Here is a 22,315-nt window from a genome sequence, read left to right as displayed (position 1 = left end):
CCCGGGCAGCCGGAATCCACCGACGCACTTTGTCAGCCCATGACGTTGCCAGGCCGGCGAAGCCGGACGAACACCCGTTCGCAGACGGCCGGTAGCGCATCGCCGGCCACTCGGGCGTCGTCCGTCACGGCGGCGAACACCGGCACGCACCCGGCCGCGAAGGTGCGCTCCGATGCCTAGGGCCGCCGCACGGATCGAGGCCTCCCGGCGACCGGCCGTCCGCCGCACGGAGTTGCGCTCCGTCCAGTCGGCCCTGGAGCGGTTACGCCACGGCGACGGCGGCATCATCGAGATCTCGGGGGACCCGGGCTCGGGCAAGACCCGGCTGCTCGCCGAGGCGAAGCGCGCGGCCGAGGAGCTCGGCCTGGCCACGCTGAGCGGCTGTTGCGCCGAGGCGGAGGAGCAGACGCCGCTCAGCGCCTTCGCCCCGATCGTCGGCAGCCGCCTGATGGCCGAGGCCATGCGCGACCCGGCCGCACTCCCCATCGGCCCGTTCCCGCTGGCCGCCACCGCCGCACCGCAGCCCGCGCGGCCCCGGCCGAACGCCATCCCCGAACCCTTCGACACCCGACTGCGCGCCCGCCTGCTGCTGGCCCGCTGCGCCCGCGACGGGCTGGTCCTGCTCCTCGACGACTTCCACTGGGCCGACACCTGCTCGGTCGACGTGGTCGAACACTTCATCCGCAGCCCGCTCGACGCGCCGCTCCTGCTGATCCTCGCCCACCGTCCGCGCCAGAGCGCCCCGCGGATGCGCGCCGCGCTGGCCCACGGCATCGAGATGGGCACGGTCGAACACCTCCGGCTCGGCCTCCTGACGCTGCATCAGTCCGCCGAGATCCTGGACCTGCCGGCCGACCACCCGCAGTTGCACCGGCTGCACCGGGTGAGCACCGGCAACCCGTTCTACCTGCTGGCCCTGGCCGACCACCGGACCTGCGCGGCACCGCCGACCGATGGGGCCAGCGGTCCACCCGCCTGCTCGCCCGCCCCCGCGCCCGGCGACTGTGCGGCCCGGCTCACCGCCGACCAGACGCCGCTGATCATCGGCGAGCTGGCCTCGCTGGGAGCCGGGGAGATCGCGGTGCTGTCGGCCGGCGCCATTCTCGGCGACGGCTTCGACTGGGCCACCCTGTCCACCGTCGCAGACCTGCCGCTGGACGAGACCGCCCGCGCGATCGACCGGCTCGCCGGCAAGGACCTGCTCCAACACTCGAGCTGTGGAAGTCGGCTGACGCTCCGTCACCCAGCTCTGGGCACCCTGTTGCGCGAGGACATGACATCGTCCTGGCGGGCCGGCGCGCACCGCCGGGCGCTGCGACTGCTGGTCCGGCGCGGGGCGCCGGCCGCCGAACTGGCCGACCACCTCGAGTTCCTGCTGGACACGATCGGCCTCGACGACCTCGACGTCCTGGAGCGCGCGGCGCGCGACGCGCTGTGGTCGGCGCCGAACCTCTCCATCCGCTGGGCCAAGGCGGCGCTGCGCATCCTGCGGGAGCCGACCGATCCGGACCGGCACTACCTGCGGCTGACCCAGACGCTCGGCTACGCCCTGGCCTTCTCCGGTCAACTCACCGAGAGCAGCCACCTGTTCCGGAAGATCCGGCCGCTGTTGCGAACCGTGCCGGCCCGGGTCCGGCTGCCCACCGTGGCGCTGCACGCGATGGTCGAGAGCCTGCTCGACCACCGCGCCGAGGCGACCACGCTGCTCGCCGAGGAACTGGCCGCCCTGCCGCCACGGCCGCCGGTCGAGGCGGTCGGACTGCACGTCGTCCAGGGGCTGGTGGGCCTGCTGGCCGGCCGGGCCCCCGAACCCGCCCAGGTCCAGGCGGCCGTGCGGATCGCCGCCCAGCACCACGACTGGCTCGCCGAAGGGGGCACGCTGGCGCTGCGCGGCCTGGCCGAGGCCATGGCGGGCGAGGTCGAGGTCGCCGGGCAGAGCCTGTCGTGCAGTGCCGCGCTGCTCGACGGCTTCTCCGACCAGCGCCTGCGCGACCACCCGGAGTACCTCGCCCTGCTGGGGCGCGCCGAGTTGTTCATCGGGCGGTTCAAAGCGGCCAGGCGGCACTTCGAGCGTGGCGTGGTGCTGCTGCGCTCCCCCGGGCACCAGTACCTGCTCCCGGTCATGCTCATCGGTCTGGCGAGCAGTTGCCTGCGCACCGGTCCGCTGGAGCAGGTCCGCAAGGCGGTGGACGAGGCCCAGGAGATCAGCCTGCGGATCGGCGCCAACCGGCTGTACGGCAGCACCCTGGCCCTGCGGTCGATCGAGCGTGGCTGGGCCGGTCCTGACGGCAGCCGGGCCGCGCTGCGGATCGCCGAGCAGGCCGTCAAGGCCGCGCCGCCGAACTCCGACCGCTGGGGCCTGGAGAGCGCTCTGGTGCTGGCCCGCGCCGCCCGCCTGGACGGCGATCCGCAGCGCTGCGTCAGCACGCTGCTCGACGCGTTCGGCGGCCCCGAACTGCCCGAGCTGCTCGCCGTGCTGCGCCCGTCGTGCTTCGAGCTGCTCGCGGCCGCCGCCGTCGAGTCCGGCCAGAACGCCAACCAGTGGGCAGTCGCGGCGCGGGCCGCCGCCGCCGCCCTGCCGGGGCCGTCCTGGGCCTCCTACGCCCTCGCGGCCCAGGCGCACGGCGCGCGCGGCTCGGGCCACCTCCCCTGTGCCGCACAGCTCTACCAGGAGGCCGCCGGCGGCTTCGGTCAGGCCGAGCTGATCGGTGACCAGGCGCGGATGCTGGCGCTCGGTGCGGCCTGCCTGGCCGCCGCCGGGCAGGCAGGCCAGGCCGACAGCCTGACCGCGGCGGCCGACCGCTCGGCGCTGCGCTACGGCACCAAGGCGATCGTCGTGGCCGCTGCGGTGGTCGAGCAGCCCGCCCGACCACCGCAGCGGCCACCGGCCGCGCCGCCGGAGCAGCCGCCACGCGAGCTGCTGTCGCCGCTCACCAAACGCGAGCGCGAGGTCGCGGGCCTGGCGAGCACCGCCATCCGCACCCGGGACATCGCCAAGGCGCTGGGGCTCAGCCCGAAGACGGTGGACGTCCACCTGACCCGGATCTACCGCAAGCTCAATGTCAACTCGCGGCTCGAACTGGTACGAAGAATGGGCGAGTTGGAGTGATCAGCGAGGTCCGTGGGAGTCGTGGGAGCGGTTCTGGCCGCGCGCGCTCAGCAACCGCAGCACGGCGCCCAACGCGGCGGTCCGCGGGCCGCGCACGCCGTGCATCCGCAGCACGGAGAGCAGCGCCCACAGCCGGGTCTCGGCGACGTGCCGGGGTGCGCCGTGCACGTCGTCATGCTCGACCAGTCGCAGCCGGCGGGCGTGGTCGCGCAGCAGCCGGACGTCCGCCGCCGGGATGATCTCGTCGCGGCGGCTCGCGCTGTAGGCGATCGGGATGTCCAGGTCGGCGATCAGCGCGGGTTCGAGCGCCCACGGCGCCAGCAGCTCGGGCAGTTCGTCGACCCTGGCGCCGGTGAGGTGGGCCAGCGTGTCCGCGGTGATCCGGGGCAGCCGCGCCAGCCAGTCGGCGTCCGTGAAGAACGCCTTGACCGGGGCGCCGGCCGTCACCACGCCGCGGATCCGTTTGTCCTCGGCAGCCGCCCGCAGCGCCAACTGGCCGCTGAAGCTGAGCGTGACGGTGTACACCGTGTCCACCTCGGCCCGGTCGGCGACCGCGTCGATGATCCGCGGCAGCAGTTGCCAGCTGTCGCCGTCGAAGCGCAGCGGGTTCTCGCCCACCCCGGGCAGCTCCAGGACCACGCCGGCCATCCCGAACCGGTCCAGGGCGCCGAGCGCCGGGGCCCACTGCTCCTTGCCGCTGACGATACCGCCGCACAGCAGCACCAGCGGACGCGGCCGTTCGGCGGACAGCCCGCTCGCCCAGCAGGCCACCCGCCCGCCCGGCAGCGCCACTTCCAGCCGCTCGAGGGACCGACCGGCCGCCCAGCCGGCGAAGGACTCCAGCGAACGCCGGTGCGCGAGCGCCCGGGCCGGCCCGTCCACGTAGGGGAAGCGCGCCATGTTGTAGTGTCGCAAGGCCGCCAGCAGCCGGCCGCGTTCGCGCAGCGCGTCGCCGTGCCGCGTCCACTCGGTGCCCCACGAGCCCGGCCGGCCGTCCTCGTCGGTGCTGATGCCGGCCAGGATCCGCTCGCAGTGCGCGATGCGCTGGGCGCGGGCGTGGGTCTGCGCGAAGTGCTTCAACTCCCCGACGTCGTTCACGCGCTGCCCCGGCCTGACGGCTCCTCGGCGAGCCCGCCGGCGACCGCTGCAACGGTCCGCCCGGTGGCCAGCGGCGGCGCCGCCGACGGCTGCTGCGGCTGCGGCTGCGGCTGCGGCTGCGGCTGCGGCTGGGCGAAGTCCTGCAGCCCGTCCCGAAGTTCCGTCAGGACGTCCGCGGCCTCGGCACCGTCGATCACCCGGTGGTCGAAGGCCAGGCTGAGCCGCAGCACCGGCGCGATGGCGAGCTGTCCGTCCCGGACCACCGGCCGGTCGACGACCCGGCCGACGCCGAGGGTGACCGTGGTGCCGCCCACCGAGTGGAAACCGTCCACCGCGCGGTGCCCGAGCGAGCTGACCGCGACCGTGCCCATCCGGCGCCGCCGACCGCCCAGCGGGCGGATCCCGGCGTTGAAGGCGGCCGCGCCGAGCGGCCACGGCAGCCGCTGCAGCGCCCGGGTCGGGGCGAACTCGGGCATCGTCTGCGGATCGCCGTCCCGGTAGTGGTCCACCTGGGCCTGGATCTGCGCCAGGGTGGCGGCCTGGACGCCGGGCAGCAGCGCCGACAGCACGACCCGGCGCCCGTCGAGCGTCTTGTCGAGAGCCAGTTTGGCGTCCACCGAGTCGTAACGGGCGAGCCGCGGGCGCAGGCGGCCGCGCAGGGCGGCGTTGGCGTCCGGGTGCGCGGCGAGCACCCGGCCCGTGGTGTGCAGCAGATAGCTGACCCACGAGTAGTGCAGCCCGGCTTCGGCGGCGGCCGCCCGGTGCGCGCGGACCGCCGTCAGGTCCACCTCGGTGTCCAGGTAGACCGGTGCGAAGTCCCGCGCGTACTCCAGGAAGCGCAGGGTGTGCCGGCGCTGCCGGGGCAGCGGCTCGATCCTGGTCACGCCGGCACCGCCAGCCGGTAGAGCGAGCCGAGGCTCTGCGCCTGGAGGACGTCCGGGAAGGAGATCGTCCGGCCGGTCTCCCGTTCCAGGACGGTGACCAGTCGCAGCATGTGCAGCGAGTCCCAGCCCGGTACCTGGTCGAACCCGAGCTCCAGGTCGGCGCGGGTCACCGGCAGGCCGATCTCGTCCCGGATCAGGACCACGAAGTCCTCGGCGCTGTTCACGATCGCATCCCTTCGAAGTTCTCGGTGAGCCGCAGGTTCGCGGGGGTCTCGGCGATCTCGGTCAGCTCGTGGCGGAAGACGGTCGCGCCGTCGCGCTCGGCGGCATCGGCATCGCGGTCGGCGATCTCGACGAAGCCGTTGCGCGGGTAGAACGCCTTGACCTTGGCGTTCTTGGCCGTGGGCCGGTAGCCGGCCTCGACGGCCCGCACGCCGCTGTCCCGTGCGTGCCGCAACACCGCCGCCAGGCAGGCGCCCTCGATCCCCCGCGAGAACACCCGGCAGCTGAGCAGGAAGTTGTCCAGGTACCCGGTGTCGCCCTCGCGCCGGTAGAAGACCGCGCCGACCAGGCCGTTGTCGCCGAACCGGTCCGCGGCCTGGATGGCGAGCACCAGGTGGTCCCGGCTGCCGGCGAGCCGGCTGACGTCCGCCGCCTGCAGTCGGGTCGTCGTCAGGTTGAACTGGTTGGTGCGCAGCGTGAGTTGCGAGACGCGGGCGATCTGCTCGGCGGTCACCGTGCCCAGCCGCACCTCGATCCGCAGTTCGCGCAGGTAGTCCTCGATGCTGGAGAAGCTGGTGAGGAAGTCCTGACGGGCCAGCTCCTCGCGGTACTTGACGGTCCGTCCGCGATCCTCGCCGGTCAGCTCGCGCACGGCGAACCAGCCGTCCCGCAGCACCGCCCCGACGTGCTGCGCCGGGTCCTGACCGAGCTGGACCACCGCGACCTCGGGCAACTCCCGGCGCACCAGGCCGCACTCGTACGGGCTGTCGTCGACGAAGACGAAGCTGTCCGTACCGAGATTGAGCGCTTGGGCGAGCGCCTTGATGTTGTCGTGCTTGGGCTGCCAGTTGGCGATCACCCGGACGAAGTCCTCCTCGCGCAGCACCATGTCGGGGTGCTCGCGCAACACCTGACGGACCGGTTCGAGGTCGTTCTTGCTCACTGCCGCCAGCAGCACACCCTGCGAGCCGAGTTGCTTGACGACCTGCTGGAACCGGTGGAAGGCCTCGCCGCGGTAGCCGTCCGCGACCTCGATGCCCTCCGCGCCGTCGTCACCGAGGATGCCGCCCCACAGGGTGCCGTCCAGGTCGAGCAGCAGGCACTTCCTGGTCCGCCCGGCCACCTCGCGGGCAACCGCGCCCACCTCGCGGGCGTAGCCGGCCAGCAGCTGCGGTGACAGGTGGGCCTTGGCGTAGACGCTCATCCGAGGGTCACGGGCGGGAACACCATCGGCCAGGATCGGGTCGAGATCGACGACCAGCAGACCGGGGTGCCGCTCGCCCAGCCGCAGCAGCCGGGCCGCCGCCTCGTGCCAGACGGCGGCCAGCTGCGCGCGGGACCGGTCGGCCACCAGCTGCGCGGTCGTCTCCCGCAGCAGCGGAAGGGTGTTGACCACCAGCGTCTTTCCGCCGGCCTGCTCGAAGGAGGTGGCCAGCCGGTCGACCAACGCCACCTTGGCGGCCAGCACCCGTTCGGCATCGGCCGGGCTCCAGGGCACCGGTAGCTCGTCCAGCACCACGAAGGGGTCCAGCAGGCAGAGCGCGAGGTCGGGCGCGAAGCGGTACAGCTCGCTGTCCGGATCGGTCAGGTCGAAGACGTAGCTGTCGAAGTCGGCCAACTGCGGGCGCAACAGCAGGCCGTGCCGGGCCAGCTCCGCCGTGAGCGCGGGCACCAGGGCGGCGAGCGTGCCGTGCCCGGTGATCGCGATGCGCACCACGGGCTGCGCCGGATGGTGGGCCAGGACCTCGTCGACGTCGAGCCTGGCGAGCAACTGCCCGAACCTGGGCAGCAGTTCGTCCGGCACCTCGTGCAACAGCCCTTGCACCAAGTGGTATTCGGCGGCGAGCCGGCCCTCCCGGTTCAACCGGCCGAGGGTGTCCTGGGCCGTGGTCGCGAGTTCGGTGTCGGTCATCGCCTCAGGCCGCTTCCAGCACGAATCCGGACTTGATCCACTTACTGGACTCCACCGCGACGGCCACCGCCCGCTGCCCGGACGACATCCTGGACAGCATCCGCTCCAACTGGAAGAAGGGCAGCGCGTTCGCGGTGTTGCCGGTCTCGCCCACGCAGCTCACCTCCTCGGCCCGCGGCAGCGCGAGGTGCTTCACGATCCGGTCCGTCATCCGGACCGACAGCTGCGGCGGCAACAGGTAGTCGAGGTCCGCCGGCTGCCACCCCTGGGCCTCGATGAGCTCGGTCAACGCCTGCGCGGCGAGCGTCGGCACGTGCTCCTCGATCGCCTTGAAGTCCTCGTGCAGTGCGGGCCGTTGCTCGTGCCGGTCGCCCATCCCGAACCACTCCACGATCTGCCCCGGCGCCCGGCCACGACCGACGAACCGGACCAGCACCCGGCGCAGCAGCACGCTGCCGGGTGCCGGGTCCGCGGTGAGCACCAGGGCACCCGCGCCGTCCCCGAAGAGCACGGTGTTCACCAACTCCCCCGGGGACAGGGTCTCGAACTCGACACCGAGGTCCACGTGTTTGGCGCAGACGTCCCCGCCGAGCACCAGCGCGGTGCGGTGCCGACCGGTCAACAGCATCTGGTGGGCGACGTCCAGGGCCTGCATCGCCCCCGTGCAGCCCGACTGCAGCTGGTAGGTGGCGACGCCGTCGATCCCCAGCCGGTCCGCCACCACGTTGACGGTGGTCGGCAGCAACGAGTCCGGCATCGAGGTGCCCATCACCACCAGGTCGACCTCGCCCGGCGCGACGCCCGCCGCCGACAACGCCTTGCGACCGGCCGTCTCCGCCAGGTCGGCGAGGCTGAACCGCACCTCGCCGGTCTCCAGGTCCATCGCGAGATGCCGGGTACTGGTACCGATGAAGGTGTCCACCCAGCTCTCGAACGTTCCGCCGGCCCGGAGCGTGCGGCCCAGCGTGGCATTGTCGATCGGCGGGCCCGGAAGCGCGGTGGCGACGGCGGCGACACCGATGTCAGAGGCGGCCATTGTGCTCCTTTCAGGAGTCTCCACGGGCCGGACGAGATCCGCAGCCGACCGGAGACGGCGTCTGAGCGGGATCCGCGGCACCCGTCGTGTGCGGCCATCGTGCGGACGGTACGCAAAGCGGCCCTAAAGCCGCTCTGCGCACGCGACCGCCGCCCGCCGGACGGCCGGCCGACCTGCGCTCAGCCGGACATCCGGACGAGGCTGCTGCCGAGGTCGTCCTCGGCGGCCAGGATCGTCTGGTGCAGGTCGCGCAGCTGCCGGCAGGGTTCGATCCCCAGGTCACGACGGAGCACCTCGCGCGCCCGCCGGTAGACCTGGAGCGCGTCCCCGCGCCGCCCCACCCGGTACAACGCCGCCATCAACCCCTGGTAGAACGCCTCGTGCAGCGGGTGTTCGAGGATCAACGAGTAGAGCAACCCGATGAGTTCGTGGTCCCGACCGAGCGCCAGGTTCGAGGTGACGTTCAACTCGACGCACTCCAGCTGAAGTTCCTCCAGCCAGGTGGCGAACCCGCTGACGATCCGCCCCTCCTTCAGCCCGCCGAGCGCCGGGCCGCGCCACAGCGCCAGGGCCTGGTCGAAACAGCCGACGGCCTGCTCGTAGCGCTGCGCGCGGGCGTGGCCGCGCCCCTGGATGGTGAGCCGCTGGAAGATCTGGAAGTCCAGCTCGTCCTCGCCCAGTTCCAGCAGGTACCCGGACGATCGGGTGACGATCGGACTGCGCTCGCGATCCCGACACGGCAGGAAACCACGCAGTTGTGAAATGTAGACGTGCAGTGCCGCCGTGGACCGGCTCGGCGGCTTGTCCCCCCACAACTCGTCGACCAGTTGATCCTTCGTGACCACCTGACCGGCCCTGATCAGCAGTGTTGCCAGGAGAATCTCCTTCTTCCTGGCACTCAGCGCATGAACCCCGCCATCCCCCATGACACGCAACGAGCCCAGGAGTTCGTATCGCACTTTCCCCCCTTGAAACCGTGCACTAACACCCGAGTAACATACGGCGAAACAAGCCGCTTGAATGCGTCGCAATCACGCTTTAGCAGCCTGCAAGAGCCGCGGGGTCGGCAGCAATAGGGGAAACTACCTACGGTTCGACAGCCGGACGGCCACGCTCCGGCCAGGCGTTGACGAAGCCGCCGAACCTGTGACACAGAGCACATGACGTCCGCCGCCCCGCCCGCTCCCAGTCAAGAACGGGGTTAGCACTCCTTAAGCAGCGGCGCCGACGCTGCCAGGCGACCACCTCGGGCGCACCGCGACCTCCGCGACCGGGCCGGCGCCGAGTTGGGGAGGGAACCCACCACATGCCTTGCCGCCACCGGGCGCGGCGCATCGCCCGCCTCCTGCTCGCCGCCCTGCAGCCACTCGCGATCCACTGGGGCTGCTGGACCCCCCTGCCGCCGCCGAACCTCCCTCGCCGCGGCACCTCGCCCCTGCACCCCGAGGAACTGCGCCCCGACCTCCCGCTGACCCCCACCGAACGCGCCCTCAATCATCAACTGCGCCACCTGGACCGCTGACGCCCCGTCACCACGGCGGCCCGTCCCAGGCGCTCAGGGCACGCAGGGGCGGGTCTCGGTCCAGTCGACCAGCAGGCGGCGCTCGGCGAAGAACCACCCGCCGTCCCGCTTGACGAATTCGTCGAGGTAGCGGATGGACGCGATCATGATGGTGCGCTCGGCGTCCGCGCCGGACGAGATGTGGTGGGCCAGGCAGTAGCTCTCGCCGCTCGCCCGATCGCCGTCGAGGGAGACCGTGCTCTGGCCGTTGAAGTGGGTCGTGGCCCGGTAGGAGTTGAGGTTGTCGAACACCGGGGCGAGAGCTTCCCGCCCGTGCAGTTCCTGGGTCGGCTCGGCCGCGGTGGCGTCCAGGTGGACCAGGAACCGGGTGTCTTCGGTGAACAGGGCCATCTGACCCTTGGCATCCCGGCGGTCGGCGCAGTGCGCGTAGGCGTCGATCAGCTCGCGGATGGCCAGCCGGTCGGCGGCCTCCTGTGCTGAGATCGAGCTGTGAGCGGACATGCCTGCTCCCATCATGGTTGAACCTTCAAGCCAAGTTCTCAGGCCAGGCCGAGCCGGGCGGCGATCACGGAGCCCTCCGCGTAGCAGTCGAAGCGCTTGATCCTGCCGTCCACCAACTCGAACACGTCACAGCAGGGGGCGTCCATGCGCTTGCCGGTCGGCGGGACGGTGCCCGAGGGCAGCTCCAGCGGGCCGAGGTGGGTACCCTGCAGCCGCAGCTGCACGATGACCATGTTGTCGACCGCATAGAACTGGCCGAGCTCCCGGTGCATGTCGGGGAACGCCTTCGCGTAGACCTCGACCGTCCTACCCAGCTCCTCCGCGCCGCGATAGGTGTGCGGGATGGACTCGTCCGTGAAGGTCCCGTCCTCGGTGAAGGCCGCGACCCACGCGGCGACATCCTTGTCCTCGGCGGCCTGGTAGGCGTCACGAATGATCTTCTCGTTGTCCAGTGACATCTCGGTTCTCCTGGTTCGTGCGGTCGGCACCGCTTGCCAATGGAGGCACCTGCCCTCTCAATCACTTTAATGCTCAAGTCATGAGAACGCGCAAGAGCAATACGCCGATTGCCACGTGCACAAGGTGAACGACTCGCAGGATGCGCTCAGCGCGCGGGCGAGTCGATGCGCCGCAGGATGCGCTCGGCGTCCTGGCCGAGCCGGCGCAGGCGCTCGCCGGACAGGTTGTCCACCACGAGGTGGCGTACGTAGGCCACGTGGCCGGGCGCGGCCGACTCGAGCTTGCTCATGCCGGCGGGCAGCAGGATGGCATTGGTGAAGCGCCCGTCGACCGGATCCGCTTCGCGCCGGACGTAGCCCCGGCGCTCGAGCCGCTTCACCAGGTGCGACAAGCGGGACAGCGACGAGCTGGTGTGCTCGGCCAGCACGCTCATCCGCAGGCTCCGCTCAGGAGCCTCGGACAACATCGCCAGGGTCATGTACTCGACCATGCTCAGATCCGCATCACGCAGCAACTGTGCGTCGATGGCCCACGGAAGCCGGGTGATCAGGCGGACCACCGACATCCATGACGCCAGTTCGGCGGACGTGAGCCACAAGTCGGCGTGCTCGTCCGCCTGCGGCGACGGCTCGGGCGTGGTCATCCTGCGAGGCTATCAGCGCGGCGCGGCGCGGGCGCGGCGCCTCGGAACGCACCGCCTCAGGACCCGCTCCGCAGCCTGTGCTCGATGTGCGGCGGGGTGACGAGGGTCCGGTCGGCGATGGCCTCGACGAAGGCGGCCGTGATCGGGTCGGGGCGAACCCGGGTGTAGACCGACAGCGGCCGCAGGACCGGCGGGTCGGGTCGCAGCAGGGTGCCTTCGAAGCGCGGTGGGATGTTGTTGCCCGGGATGAGCGCGAGGCCGAGGCCGGCGAGCGCGAGGTTGAGTGCGGTGGGGCTCTGCTCGGCGCGTACCGCTACGCGCGGCGTGAATCCGACGGCGTTGCAGGCGTGGTCGAGGATCTCGGACAGGCCGCTCTGCGGGGTGAAGTGGATCCATTCGTGCTCGGCGAGGTCGGCCAGCCGGATCCGGTTGGTGTCGGCGGGCAGGTCGGCGTCACTCGCGGCCACGATCAGGAACTCCTCGGTGCCGATCTCGCGGGTGGGGCCGTCCCAGTTCGGGGGCGTGGGGCCGACCGCGAGGTCGGCGTTGCCGGCCTCCATGGCCGCGACGAGGTCGTCGCTGTGGCGGAACTCGACGAGCTGGACGCGCAGTTCGGGGTAGTTGCGACGCCAGGCGCGCAGCGCGTGGGGCAGGATGCCGGTGCTGATGGAGTAGAGGGTGCCGACGTGCAGCTCACCGGTCGCGATGCCGTTGGCCCGGCGACCCGCGCTGCCGGCCCGCTCGGCGTGGGCGAGGCTCGCCCGCGCGTGCGGCAGGACGGTGCGGCCGGCCGGGGTCAGGCGCACCCTGCGCGGCAGGCGCTCCAGCAGCGGACCACCGAGTTCGCGCTCCAGGGCCTGGATCTGGTGGGAGAGGCCCGGCTGGCTGACATGGAGCAGCTGGGCCGCTGCCGTGAACGACCCCTCGTCGACCACCGCAACGAAGTACTCGAGTTGACGCAACGAAACTGCCATGCACTCAGGTTATCACCGCAAGAACAGCCATTTGTTGGACGAATGGCGCAAGAAGGCGCACCATGATGTGCAGATGGCGACCAGTCAGTATCTCGACCTACGGCGGAAGTTCAGATATGCGCAATATTCGAGTGCTCTGCCTCCACGGCTATCACGGCAGCGGCCGCGTGCTGCGTGAGCAGATGGCACCCCTGACCGACGGCCTGCAAGATACCGTGGAATTCGTCTATGTGGATGCCCCGTCATTGGCCACCGGAGACTTCGGCTGGTGGCACCATGAGTTTCGCGGCTGGGAGCGCACCCGGGACTGGATGGTCGACCTGTTCGAACAGCAGCGCCCCTTCGACGGCGTCTTCGGCTTCAGCCAGGGCGCCGCACTCGCCTCGCTGCTCGTGGGGATGCGCGATCCGCACGGGCGCGTCGACGAACGCCCGCCCGTCGCCTTCGAGTTCGCGATGATGGTCGGCGGATTCCGCAGCGACTCGTCCAAGCATGCGGGGCTGTACGCCGCCACCGAGCGGTACCGCCTCCCGTCCCTGCACATCATGGGACGCTCCGACACCATCGTCCCGATCGGCGACTCACGGGTGCTCGCCGAGCAGTTCAGCTCCCCCACCGTCCTTGAGCACTCCGGTGGCCACGTCATTCCCGGCGCTCCGTTCATTCGCGACGAGGTGACGCGCTTTCTCCACCGCATGGCCGCATGAGGACCCACCAGAACACTCCGACAAGCCGACAGACAAGGACATCAGAAGTGATCCGCACCAGGTTCAAGTTCGCCGCGACCGCCACCGCCCTCGTCGCGACCGTGTGCGCCGTGGCCGGCTTCACCGGAAGCCAACCCGTGCGAAATGGTGAGCAGTCCACCGTCTCCGCGCAGCGGACGGACCGGGATCGTCCGAACCCGTACGCGTACCTGAAGAAGGTCCCCTCGTTCCGCCTCTCCAGCACGACCGTGCGCAACAGGGAGCCGCTTCCGACGCCGCAACTGTCGGGCGTCTTCGGCGTCCCGGGTGGAAAGGACATCTCACCGCAGTTGTCCTGGTCCGGCTTCCCCGAGCGCACCCAGAGCTTCGTCGTCTCGATGTACGACCCCGAGGCCCCCACCAGTAGCGGCTTCTGGCACTGGGTCGTCGCCGACCTCCCCGCCACGACCCACTCCCTGCCGGAGAACGCCGGCGCACCCGACAGCACGGACCTTCCCGCCGGAGCGTTCCAGCTCAACGGCGACGCCGGCACGCCCCGCTACATCGGCGGCGCCCCGCCGGCCCACTCCGGCGTCCACGACTACTACCTCACCGTCACCGCGCTCGACATCCCCAAGACCGGCCTCAACTCCGCCACCAGCGGCGCTCTGCTCGGTTTCACCATCAACAGCCACACCATCGCCCGGGCCACCTTGGTCTGCCCGACCAGCGCCGGCCCGGAGCAGTAGAGCGGATGCCGGGAGGCTCCGACGGCAGTGCGGCTCTTCGGGCCGTACCACCGTCGGCGTCGTCCCGGCGTGCTCGACCCGCTGCTCGCCGACATGCGGCACCCGCACGAGGGCATCACCGCCCACCTGGCGAACACGCTCAGGAGTCCTGAGTGAGTTTGTCCTGGAGCAGAGCGTGGCGGAACTGGTATCTGGGCCCCTCCGCCCGTAGCACCTGGCGGTTGTAGGCATCTTCCAGGAAGCGCATGCCACGGCCGGGGAACGCGCCTTGGAGACGCCACTGGAGGAACAGCAAGGAGCTGCGCCAGGCGTCGGAACTGGCGATCGTGACACATATTCCGCAAGGAACGGCGATACCGATCGTCTGGAACAGTGCGGCGACGAGGTCCTTGTTCCACATGAAGGCCTCGCGCAGACCGAACCCCAGGCCGACGCAGAGTCCGAACAGCACTCCGAAGACGATGGCCCGGCGGCGCTCCTGCCTCCAGACGGCATGCCGGCCGCTTCGTATGGCCACCTGGTAGGGAAGTCGCGCGGCTCCGATGATGAGGGAGACCATGAGCGTGCCCCACAGTCCGTTCAGCGGGCCTTCGACCGGATGGAGTCCGTGGGAAATGCCGTGCGGGAATGCGTATCTGAAGCCCAGCGGCAGGCCGCCGGCGACGGCGCCGGGGAGCAGGGGCAGTCTTGAGTACAGGGCCTTCCAACGTGACCACGCGGTCCGTCCGGGAGCCGGGTGGACACGTATCGCGGTCATGCCGGCCACGGCGCCGGCTCCGGTTCCGGCGGCGAGGAAGACCGCGGCTGCCGCCGCGAGGTCGTGGGTGGTGTTGAAGCAGTAGTCGCCGGACAGCATTCCGATGACGACCCCGACGATCGTTGCTATCCCCGGGTTGAAGCTCAACCGCCGCCTGCTGTCGTTGGCGAACCGCCAGCCGAGTCCACCCGGTCTGGAGTCGCGCAGTTCCGAGGCCGCCCCTGCCGCCAGGCCGATGACGACGCCCAACGCCGCCCCGACCAGAGCCCCGCTGCTCGCGCCACCGAATCCTTGAGTGTCGAAACCGCCCCAGCCGTAGCACAGGGCGCCGCCGAACGCTCCGGCGAGCGTGCACACGATGCTGAGCATGACGATCCTGGGCAACGCCCGCGCCCACCGCGGCAGATACCGCCAGTCAAGGCTGTAGGTGCCGTGCTCCGCCATCGTGGCCGCGAGATAGCTCAACCACCGTCGAGCCTGCGCCGCCTTGTAGGGGACCGGGTCGGAGAACTGCTGTGGCTGGTAGGCGATGCTGATGAACCGGTCCAGGAGATAGGCCATGACCTCCTCGGTGGTCGTGAACCGGTCCCGGTCCAGCAGATCGGTGAGGGCGTCGGAATGGGGGAACGCATCGCGGACCAGCGTGAGGCCCAGCGGTATGTCCAGGGCGCGGGAGAGGGCACTGTCCGGCTGGTTCCTGAGGTGGTCCATCAGCCGTTCCCACGGTTCGGGCGCGGGTTCCACCTGGCAGCGCCGCAGGTACTCGGCAGCGTCCGCGCCGGGAATCGGTGCCAGTTCCAGCACCGCGGCACCGGGCAGGTGACCGGCGCGGATCGTGTCGGTGAATTCGTCGGTGCGCGCGAACACCATCACCCGGGATTCGGAATGGTGACCGATTCCCTTCAGGGCGGCCTGGCGCAGTCCGGGCTCCAACTCGTCGAATCCGTCGAGGAAGAGCGCGACCCGACCATGCTGCACCAGCGTGGCGGGAATCCTGCGTCCGTACTTGCGCTGCTTCAGGAAGGGATAGTCCTCGGCGAGTCGGGCGGCCGCCCAGTCGGTCAGGGTTTCACGACTCGCGTCCCATCCGCTGACGCTCAGCAGCACCGGGACCGGCACCTTGGCGCGCTCGAACGCGTTGTCCAGTTCGCTGCGGTGATTCAGCGCCTCCAACACCGTCAGGAGCGCCGCCTCGGACTTGCCGCTGCCCGGGCGGCCGAGCAGAGCGACGCGGCCCGAGGGCAGTCCGCCGTAGACCCGGAGCAGGTCGACCAGCTCACCCCCACCCAGAGTGCGGGAGTCCGTCACCGGAATGCCGGGCAGCGGTGCGAAGGGAACCGAGCCCTCGGAGTCCCCCAGCGCCGCCACCATCGGGCCGGCAAGCCCGCGGCGAGACCACCGCCACCGCACCGGTATCGGCGCGGGGGCATACAGCTTCCGGTCGTGCGCGGCCTGCTTCCACTGCTGATGCACCTCGTGCATCAGTGCGTCCGCCGCGGCATCCAGCGGCGGTGCCCCACCTGCCAGTGCAAGGTGGCGCAGATCGATCCGGTCGACCGGCAGGATGACCGACCCGATGGTCGACTCCCGGTCAACGCGGGCCCTGTCCTTGGGATTCACGCTCCGGGAAAGCCGCGCCGGTTCGGCCGGCGGGATCGGCTCGATGCGCGCAGGCGGCTCGGGAGGTCCGGTCGGACGGCCCCGTTCCTCGGCCGGGTCCGCTGTCGGTGCCGCGGTGTTGCGAGCGAAGGCGTAACCGGCAGCGTGATTGCTCACGCGGCTTCTGGGCTCGGGCTTGCCGTCGCGTACCAGCCCGTCGGCGACCCGGTCGAAGATCGGGCCGAGCGTGAGTGCGGCGGGCTGACCGGGGATGCCGCGTTCGATGACGTCAGCCAGGTACTTGGTGAAGTAGGTCTGTGGTGCGGGGATGTCGGCTGCCGATTGGAACCAGGCCGTGTAGGAGGCGCCGCTGGCCATCATCAGGTAGAAGCCCGCCGAGCGCGGTAACTCTGCTTGCTGCGGTCCCAACGTGTTCCGGCCTGCGGCCAGTTCGGCGTAGCAGCAGTCCACGATCGCGATCTTCGTGGCCGCATCGCTGGACCGGAACGCCCTGCGAACGGCGTCGAAGGTGAGGCTGGTGCTGGTCCGCAGGTAGGCGTCGTCGCTCGACTCGGCCAGTGCGAGGCAGAGTTCGTCGTCGTTGTCGTACTGGCCGTGCCCGACGTAGTAGAACAACGCGACGTCCGCTGCCTGGTGGAACCACCGAGTCAGCTGCTCCGGCAGGTCACCCGGCCTGCTCTGGTTGCGGACGACCAGGATGCTGTCCTCGGGCCAGCCGCCGCACAGCGGGCCGGCCAGCAGCGCCCGCATCCGGTTCAGGCTGTGCTCGGCCGCAGGCACGGCGCTCAGATTCCGGTACTCCCAGGTGCCGATGAGGACGGCTCTGGACCGGGAGAAGTCGCCGTCCAGGGCATCAGGCATCGCCGAACCACTCGTCAAGAGCAGGCTTCACCTCGGCTGCCCACGCGTCCCCGACGGCGTTGGTCCTGTTGATCGTGATACTGCGCTCCCCCGACGTCACGGTCACCGTGATGTCCGAGCGGCGGGACCGGATGAAGTCCGGCAGAGCCTTGATCACGACCGCCAGCACACCACTGCTGCCGGCCAGAACTTCCAGGATGTCCCAGGCTCCCTGTTCCCCGGGGCCGGGCCGACCCGGGAGCTGGACGACCTCCGCGCCGGACACCCGGCGCAGGTGCTCGCGAAGCGACCGCAGCTCAGCCGGGTCCGACACCGCCAACGCGATCGCGCGCTGCTGATGTGAGCTGTGCTCAACCGCCATGATGTGCCCCCGGATTGGTGCGACAGACCTGCGCCGACCATTGTCACAGGAAGTGGCCCCGCTGTCACGGAAACCGCAGTTCATGACTGCTGACCCGGCTGTGCTGACGCGGCACCATGGACACGAACCAGTTGTCGGATCAGGACCCGATCCCCAGGAACGCGCGGCCGTTGGCTTCGAGCGTCGCGGCATCGATGCCGCCCGCCAGCACGAAGCCCGCGGGGTCCGGCTGCGCCATGTCGAAGGGGTAGTCGCTGCCGCACAGGATTCGATCCGGCGCGGCGTGGGCGCGCAGCAACCGCAGCACCTCGGGATCATGCGTGATCGTGTCGAAGTACAGCCGCGCGAACGACTCGGCCGGCGGGCGGCTGCTCCCCCGGCGCACGTCCGCCCGTGATCGCCAGCCGTGTTCCCAACGGCCGATCAGCGACGGCGCGCAGCCGCCGCCGTGGACGAAACAGATCCGCAGGTCGGGCAGGTCCTCCAGGACGCCGTCCAGCAGCACCGATGCCACGGCGGTGGTGCTCTCCACCGGGTTGCCGATCAGGTTGACCAGATAGTGCTCCGCCCACTCGGGCCGCGGCAGCTGCATCGGGTGGACCAGCACGGCGAGATCCAACTCCGCTGCGACGGCCAGCACTTCGCGCATGACGCCGGAGCCGTAGGAGCGACCGTCGGCGAGCGGCGGGACGGCCACGCCCGCGACGCCGTCCAACGCCGCCAGGTGCGTCAACTGCCGTCGGGCGGCACCCACATCGTCGAGCCGCACCAACCCCAGTCCGACGAGCGTGCCGTCGGTGGTCGACACCGCCTGTGCCAACTGTTCGTTGTAGGCGGTGATGTAGTCGTCCGCCTGCGCCGGCGCGTGCACCGGGAAGGCGAACGGCGGCGCCGAGATGACCCGGCAGCCGAGACCGGCCCGCACGGTGTCGGCGACGATGGTGCCGATGTCCGTCATCGCCGCCGTCGGAAGCGACAGCGGACGATCGCCCAGAAACAGCTCGCCGTCGCGGTCGTTCATCCCGCCCAGCGGGGAGCCGGGCGGCAGGGCGAGCAGGTCGCGTGGCAGCCAGTGCGCGTGGACGTCGATGATCCCCGCGCGGATCTCACCTGTTGACGCCATCTCGATCTCCCTGCTGCTCGCGCGCGGCCCGCAGGATCGCGCGACGGATGGGTTCGTAGCCGGTGCACCGGCAGATGTTGGAGCCGACCAGACCGTCGACGCGCTCCGGGTCGTCACCGATGTTCGGATCGGCCTCCAGCGCCCCGGCCGCCACCATGAGGAAGCCCGGGGTGCAGAAGCCGCACTGCAGGGCGTGTTCGGCGGAGAACGCCCGCTGCAGCGGGTGCGGTTCACCGTCGGGCGCGGCGAGCCCCTCCACGGTGCGCACCGAGCTGCCGTCGCACTGCACGGCGAACATCAGGCACGCGCGGACCGCCTCGCCGTCCACCAGCACCGTGCACGCCCCGCAGATGCCGTGCTCGCAGCCCAGGTGGGTGCCGGTCAGCCCGCAGTCCTCGCGCAGCACGTCGGCGAGGATGCGGCGCGGCTCCACGTCGAGCGGATACGCCGCACCGTTCACCGTGAGGGTGATCTTCACTGCTGGTCTCCCTTGAGCTGGGCGGCGCGCGACCGCTGGTCGTTCGCCGCCTGGCAGAGCGTCCTGCCGACCAGGACCGCGATGGCCTGCCGCTTGTACTCGACGTCGGCGTACGGCTCCGCCAGGGGCGCGGCGTCCCGCGCCGCCGCGATCCGGCCCGCGTGGGCGAACGGATGGTCCTCGGGCAGCCGGTGGCCGTCCACGGGCGGGCCGAGCTCCTTGCCGATCAGCGCCTGCTCGGCGGCGCGGGCCCGCAGCGGCCGGTCGGCGCAGTTCACCAGGCCGATCCGCGCCTCGCAGATCACCCCGTCGCGCACGGTCAGCGCGGCGGCGACGGCCACCTGGGCGAAGCAGAAGTGCGTGCGCCGGTGCTCGATGAAGCCGACCCCGGTGTCGTCGCCGAGCAACGGGAACCGTACGGAGGTGATGAGTTCTTCCGGTCGGCGCGCGGTCCGGTACGGACCGTGGAACCAGTCGCGAGCCGCGACCACCCGCCTGCCCGCCGGGCCCTGCACCTCGATGTCGGCATCCAGCGCGGTGCCGATCGCACACCACTCCGAGGCGGGGTGCGCCCAGGCGAAGCTGCCCACCATCGTGCCGCGGGAACGGATCGGCGGATGCGCGATGTTGACCACGGCGCGTGCGAAGAGCGTGCCGAGCGGGCCCGGCACGGCCCGCGCCGACTCGAAGACGCCATGGCGGACCAGCGCGCCCACCCGCAGCGTGCCGCCGTCCACGCTCAAACGGTCGAGCCCGGCGATGCGGTTGATGTCCACCACCAGCTCGGGGCGGATGCGTTGCAGGTGCATCTCGAGGATCAGGCTCTGCCCACCGGCGAGCACCTGGACCTTGCGCCCGGTGTCGCCGAGCGCCGCAACGGCCTCGGGCACCGTGCGCGGCACGACATAGTCGAAAGCGGCGGGCTTCACCGGACCTCCTGAAGTTTCGGGGCGCGGGCCGCCCGCCAGACCACGTCCGGGGTGAGCGGCATCTGCAACAGGTCGGGGTCGGCGATCCGCAGCGCGTCGGCCACCGCGTTGACGATCGCGGCCGGCGTGCCGATGCACCCCGACTCGCCCGCGCCCTTCGCGCCCAGCGGCGTGCTCGGGCTCGGCGTGCAGGTGTCCTTGACCTCGATGGGCGGGACCTCGGTGAACGTCGGCAGCAGGTAGTCCAGCAGGCCCGAGGCCAGCATCGGCACGCCGTCCTCGTCGTACGTCATCCCCTCGTACAGCGCCTGGCCGATGCCCTGCACGGCCGACCCGAAGGCCTGCCCGCGCACGAGCACGGGGTTGAGCACCACGCCGCAGTCGTCCACGGTCACCACCCGCAGCAGCCGCACCGTGCCCAACTCCGGATCGACCTCGGCCACCACCGCGTGGGAGCCGAACGGAAAGGCCATCCCCGACTCGAACCGGTCGGCCACCCGCAACGGCCCGGTGACCTTCACCAGTTCCGCCACCTCGATGGCTGCCGAGCCGTCCTTCAGGACAGGACCTAGGGCATGCACAAGGCCGTTGGACCACGCCACCTCGTCCACCGGCAACTCCCACAGCCGCGCGGCCCGCTCCCGGGCCTCGTCGACCAGCCGCCGTGCGACGTGCTGTAGCAACGCGCCGACCACCTGGGCGGAGCGGCTGGCGAACGAACCCAGGCCCTCGGGCTGCTCGTCGGTGTCCCCCTCGACCAGCCGGACCCGCTCCTCGGCGACCCCCAGCGTCCTGGCGACCAGCGCGGCGAAGACCGTCTCGTGCCCCTGCCCGCTGGGCGCCGCACCGCACCGAGCGGTGATCGTGCCGTCCTCGCCGACCTCGACGCTGCCGAACTCGTGCAGTCCGCCTGCCTCGCCGCCGGAGCGTTCCACGTAGCAGGACAGGCCGATGCCCAGCGGCAGGGCGGCCGGATCGGTGCGGCGCCGGGCCTGCTCGGCCCGCCACTTGTCGTACCCCAGGGTCTCCAACGCCAGGTCCAGCGCGGCGACGTAGTTCCCGCTGTCGTAGCACCGACCGGTGGGCGTCCGGTACGGGAAGCTCTCGGGTGGGATGAAGTTGCGCCGCCGCAACTCCGCCGGATCGAGCCTGAGCTGACGTGCCATCACATCCATCGCCCGCTCCAGCGCGATCGTCGCCTCCGGCCGGCCCGCACCGCGATAGGGGTACGTCATCATCGTGTTGGTCAGCACCGAGCGGACGGTCGCATGCACCTGAGGCGTGGTGTACGGGCCCGTCGCCAGCCAGGCGGTCTGCATCGGCAGCCCCGCCCCGAGGTGCGGATAGGCGCCCACGTCGGCGTCGATCTTCAACTCGTAGCCGAGCAACCGCCCTTCGGCGTCGGCCGCGAGCCGCACCCGCTGGTCCTGGCCCCGTCCCCGGGTCGCGACCAGCATGGATTCCAGCCGGTCCTCGATCCACCGCACGGGCCGGCCCAGCTTCACCGCCAGGAACGCGACCACGACGAACTCCGGGAACGCCGCGCTCTTCGACCCGAACGCCCCGCCGGTGTCCGGCACCACCACGCGCACCCGGTCCTCCGACCACCCCAGCAGCGCCGCCAGTTCACGACGCAGCCGATGCGGCATCTGGTGCCCCGACCACACCGTCAGCCGGTCCCCCTCGGGCACGGCGAGGATCGTGCGGCACTCCATCGGTGTGGGCATGAGCAGTTGCTGGCGGTACCGGCCCTCCACCACGGCCGCCGCCTCGCGCCACACCGACTCCTCAACCGGCTTCCCGGCCTCGCCCTGGAACGCGATGTTGCTCAACCCGTCGAACAGCCGCACCGAATCGTCCACCGCGGCGGACGGCGTCACCATCGCGGGCAGCGGATCGACCTGGCAGGAGACCTCGGCCGCCCCGTCCTCGGCCCGGTAGCGGTCCTCCCCCAGCACCACCGCCAGCGCCTCGCCCGCGTACCGCACCCGGTCCTTCACCAGCGCCGGCCACTCCCGACCGGCCACGGCTTCCTCCGTGGAGAGCCTGGCGAGCAACGTGTACGGAACCGCGGGCAGTTCCGCCAGGTCCGCGGCGGACCAGGCCCCCACCACACCGGGCACCGCACGCGCGGCGGCGCAGTCCACCGCACGTAAAGTGCCGTGGCCCACCCTGCTTCTGACGAACACCGCGTCCAGACAACCCGGCACCGCGATATCGGCGACAAAGCGGCCCTGCCCGGTGAGCAGCCGCCTGTCCTCGCGCCTGGTCCATTGCTCCACGACTCCACCTCTGCGCCTCGTGATTGTTTGCGGGGAGTGACCGTGAACTCGCCACGCGCACACTGAGAGTGCTCGAACGAATTCAATGTATGGGCCGCCCGCGTCGTGA

At 71.1% G+C, this 22,315-nt stretch carries 21 protein-coding genes; 5 read left to right on the top strand and 16 right to left on the bottom strand.

Features of this window, described 5'->3' with window-relative positions:
• Positions 1–172 precede the first annotated feature (172 nt).
• Positions 173–3,109, top strand: coding sequence for an AAA family ATPase (locus tag ABH937_RS28170; RefSeq protein WP_370219929.1), 2,937 nt, complete (start codon positions 173–175; stop codon positions 3,107–3,109).
• On the opposite strand, the gene ABH937_RS28165 is transcribed toward ABH937_RS28170, so the two are convergent.
• The 6 genes from ABH937_RS28165 to ABH937_RS28140 all read right to left on the bottom strand — a co-directional run bounded on the left by ABH937_RS28165 (position 3,110) and on the right by ABH937_RS28140 (position 9,187).
• The gene (locus tag ABH937_RS28165) at positions 3,110–4,207 is read right to left on the bottom strand and encodes an alpha/beta fold hydrolase (protein ID WP_370219928.1); all 1,098 of its coding nucleotides are present in this window, start codon (positions 4,205–4,207) and stop codon (positions 3,110–3,112) included.
• A complete protein-coding gene (locus tag ABH937_RS28160) occupies positions 4,204–5,091 on the bottom strand; it encodes a 2-oxo acid dehydrogenase subunit E2 (RefSeq protein WP_370219927.1) in 888 nt (295 codons plus the stop codon). Before ABH937_RS28160 ends, ABH937_RS28165 begins: the two co-directional genes overlap by 4 nt.
• On the bottom strand, positions 5,088–5,315 hold the full coding sequence (locus ABH937_RS28155) for an acyl carrier protein (RefSeq protein ID WP_280690446.1): 228 nt from the start codon (positions 5,313–5,315) through the stop codon (positions 5,088–5,090). Before ABH937_RS28155 ends, ABH937_RS28160 begins: the two co-directional genes overlap by 4 nt.
• Positions 5,312–7,225, bottom strand: a complete 1,914-nt coding sequence (locus tag ABH937_RS28150) for an HAD-IIIC family phosphatase (protein ID WP_370219926.1) — start codon at positions 7,223–7,225, stop codon at positions 5,312–5,314. The genes ABH937_RS28155 and ABH937_RS28150 overlap by 4 nt, the downstream gene beginning before the upstream one ends.
• Positions 7,226–7,229: 4 nt before the next feature.
• Complete coding sequence (locus ABH937_RS28145; RefSeq protein WP_370219925.1) at positions 7,230–8,261, bottom strand: 3-oxoacyl-ACP synthase III family protein; 1,032 nt, start codon at positions 8,259–8,261, stop codon at positions 7,230–7,232.
• Between the two features lie 179 nt (positions 8,262–8,440).
• A complete protein-coding gene (locus ABH937_RS28140; RefSeq protein WP_348533663.1) occupies positions 8,441–9,187 on the bottom strand; it encodes an AfsR/SARP family transcriptional regulator in 747 nt (248 codons plus the stop codon).
• Between the two features lie 380 nt (positions 9,188–9,567).
• On the opposite strand from ABH937_RS28140, the gene ABH937_RS28135 reads away from it, so the two are divergent.
• Positions 9,568–9,783 carry a DUF6059 family protein gene (locus ABH937_RS28135; RefSeq protein WP_280690450.1) on the top strand — a complete coding sequence of 72 codons (216 nt, stop codon included), beginning with the start codon at positions 9,568–9,570 and terminating at the stop codon, positions 9,781–9,783.
• A 33-nt stretch (positions 9,784–9,816) separates the two neighbouring features.
• On the opposite strand, the gene ABH937_RS28130 is transcribed toward ABH937_RS28135, so the two are convergent.
• From ABH937_RS28130 to ABH937_RS28115, 4 genes are all read right to left on the bottom strand, one after another.
• Complete coding sequence (locus ABH937_RS28130; protein ID WP_280690451.1) at positions 9,817–10,284, bottom strand: nuclear transport factor 2 family protein; 468 nt, start codon at positions 10,282–10,284, stop codon at positions 9,817–9,819.
• A 38-nt stretch (positions 10,285–10,322) separates the two neighbouring features.
• Complete coding sequence (locus ABH937_RS28125) at positions 10,323–10,742, bottom strand: nuclear transport factor 2 family protein (protein ID WP_370219924.1); 420 nt, start codon at positions 10,740–10,742, stop codon at positions 10,323–10,325.
• 146 nt (positions 10,743–10,888) lie between these two features.
• The gene (locus ABH937_RS28120) at positions 10,889–11,386 is read right to left on the bottom strand and encodes a MarR family winged helix-turn-helix transcriptional regulator (protein ID WP_370219923.1); all 498 of its coding nucleotides are present in this window, start codon (positions 11,384–11,386) and stop codon (positions 10,889–10,891) included.
• A 56-nt stretch (positions 11,387–11,442) separates the two neighbouring features.
• Positions 11,443–12,360, bottom strand: coding sequence for a LysR family transcriptional regulator (locus tag ABH937_RS28115; protein WP_370219922.1), 918 nt, complete (start codon positions 12,358–12,360; stop codon positions 11,443–11,445).
• A gap of 116 nt (positions 12,361–12,476) precedes the next feature.
• Between ABH937_RS28115 and ABH937_RS28110 the strand changes: the two genes are divergently transcribed.
• From ABH937_RS28110 to ABH937_RS28100, 3 genes are read left to right on the top strand one after another with little or no spacing between them, the layout of a single operon-like run.
• A complete protein-coding gene (locus tag ABH937_RS28110; protein WP_280690455.1) occupies positions 12,477–13,067 on the top strand; it encodes a hypothetical protein in 591 nt (196 codons plus the stop codon).
• 47 nt (positions 13,068–13,114) lie between these two features.
• Positions 13,115–13,795, top strand: a complete 681-nt coding sequence (locus ABH937_RS28105; protein ID WP_370219921.1) for a YbhB/YbcL family Raf kinase inhibitor-like protein — start codon at positions 13,115–13,117, stop codon at positions 13,793–13,795.
• Positions 13,796–13,822: 27 nt separating this feature from the next.
• On the top strand, positions 13,823–13,951 hold the full coding sequence (locus ABH937_RS28100) for a hypothetical protein (RefSeq protein ID WP_370219920.1): 129 nt from the start codon (positions 13,823–13,825) through the stop codon (positions 13,949–13,951).
• Here the strand turns inward: ABH937_RS28100 and ABH937_RS28095 are convergent.
• From ABH937_RS28095 to ABH937_RS28070, 6 genes are all read right to left on the bottom strand, one after another.
• The gene (locus ABH937_RS28095; protein ID WP_370219919.1) at positions 13,935–17,033 is read right to left on the bottom strand and encodes a caspase family protein; all 3,099 of its coding nucleotides are present in this window, start codon (positions 17,031–17,033) and stop codon (positions 13,935–13,937) included. The two genes, ABH937_RS28100 and ABH937_RS28095, sit on opposite strands and share 17 nt — an antisense overlap.
• Complete coding sequence (locus ABH937_RS28090) at positions 17,026–17,394, bottom strand: hypothetical protein (RefSeq protein WP_280690457.1); 369 nt, start codon at positions 17,392–17,394, stop codon at positions 17,026–17,028. The genes ABH937_RS28095 and ABH937_RS28090 overlap by 8 nt, the downstream gene beginning before the upstream one ends.
• A 139-nt stretch (positions 17,395–17,533) precedes the next feature.
• On the bottom strand, positions 17,534–18,517 hold the full coding sequence (locus tag ABH937_RS28085) for an amidohydrolase family protein (protein ID WP_370219918.1): 984 nt from the start codon (positions 18,515–18,517) through the stop codon (positions 17,534–17,536).
• Positions 18,501–18,995, bottom strand: coding sequence for a (2Fe-2S)-binding protein (locus ABH937_RS28080; RefSeq protein WP_280690459.1), 495 nt, complete (start codon positions 18,993–18,995; stop codon positions 18,501–18,503). The genes ABH937_RS28085 and ABH937_RS28080 overlap by 17 nt, the downstream gene beginning before the upstream one ends.
• Entirely contained in the window at positions 18,992–19,924 is a 933-nt protein-coding gene (locus ABH937_RS28075; RefSeq protein WP_370219917.1) for a xanthine dehydrogenase family protein subunit M, read from the bottom strand. The genes ABH937_RS28080 and ABH937_RS28075 overlap by 4 nt, the downstream gene beginning before the upstream one ends.
• Positions 19,921–22,206 (bottom strand): xanthine dehydrogenase family protein molybdopterin-binding subunit, encoded by a 2,286-nt coding sequence (locus ABH937_RS28070; protein ID WP_370219916.1) that lies wholly within the window; start codon positions 22,204–22,206, stop codon positions 19,921–19,923. The genes ABH937_RS28075 and ABH937_RS28070 overlap by 4 nt, the downstream gene beginning before the upstream one ends.
• Positions 22,207–22,315 lie beyond the last annotated feature (109 nt).

Origin of the sequence: Kitasatospora sp. GAS1066B (assembly GCF_041262605.1) — a bacterium.
Classification (GTDB): Bacteria; Actinomycetota; Actinomycetes; order Streptomycetales; family Streptomycetaceae; genus Kitasatospora.
This window is presented reverse-complemented; position numbering and strand designations above follow the sequence as displayed.

Excerpts from the sequence above, each read along its gene's own strand:
- ABH937_RS28170 (WP_370219929.1), top strand. The coding sequence starts at position 173 with ATGCCTAGGGCCGCCGCACGGATCGAGGCCTCCCGGCGACCGGCCGTC.
- ABH937_RS28150 (WP_370219926.1), bottom strand. The coding sequence starts at position 7,225 with ATGACCGACACCGAACTCGCGACCACGGCCCAGGACACCCTCGGCCGG.
- ABH937_RS28145 (WP_370219925.1), bottom strand. The coding sequence starts at position 8,261 with ATGGCCGCCTCTGACATCGGTGTCGCCGCCGTCGCCACCGCGCTTCCG.
- ABH937_RS28140 (WP_348533663.1), bottom strand. The coding sequence starts at position 9,187 with ATGGGGGATGGCGGGGTTCATGCGCTGAGTGCCAGGAAGAAGGAGATT.
- ABH937_RS28135 (WP_280690450.1), top strand. The coding sequence starts at position 9,568 with ATGCCTTGCCGCCACCGGGCGCGGCGCATCGCCCGCCTCCTGCTCGCC.
- ABH937_RS28130 (WP_280690451.1), bottom strand. The coding sequence starts at position 10,284 with ATGTCCGCTCACAGCTCGATCTCAGCACAGGAGGCCGCCGACCGGCTG.
- ABH937_RS28125 (WP_370219924.1), bottom strand. The coding sequence starts at position 10,742 with ATGTCACTGGACAACGAGAAGATCATTCGTGACGCCTACCAGGCCGCC.
- ABH937_RS28120 (WP_370219923.1), bottom strand. The coding sequence starts at position 11,386 with ATGACCACGCCCGAGCCGTCGCCGCAGGCGGACGAGCACGCCGACTTG.
- ABH937_RS28115 (WP_370219922.1), bottom strand. The coding sequence starts at position 12,360 with ATGGCAGTTTCGTTGCGTCAACTCGAGTACTTCGTTGCGGTGGTCGAC.
- ABH937_RS28110 (WP_280690455.1), top strand. The coding sequence starts at position 12,477 with ATGCGCAATATTCGAGTGCTCTGCCTCCACGGCTATCACGGCAGCGGC.
- ABH937_RS28095 (WP_370219919.1), bottom strand. The coding sequence starts at position 17,033 with ATGCCTGATGCCCTGGACGGCGACTTCTCCCGGTCCAGAGCCGTCCTC.
- ABH937_RS28090 (WP_280690457.1), bottom strand. The coding sequence starts at position 17,394 with ATGGCGGTTGAGCACAGCTCACATCAGCAGCGCGCGATCGCGTTGGCG.
- ABH937_RS28085 (WP_370219918.1), bottom strand. The coding sequence starts at position 18,517 with ATGGCGTCAACAGGTGAGATCCGCGCGGGGATCATCGACGTCCACGCG.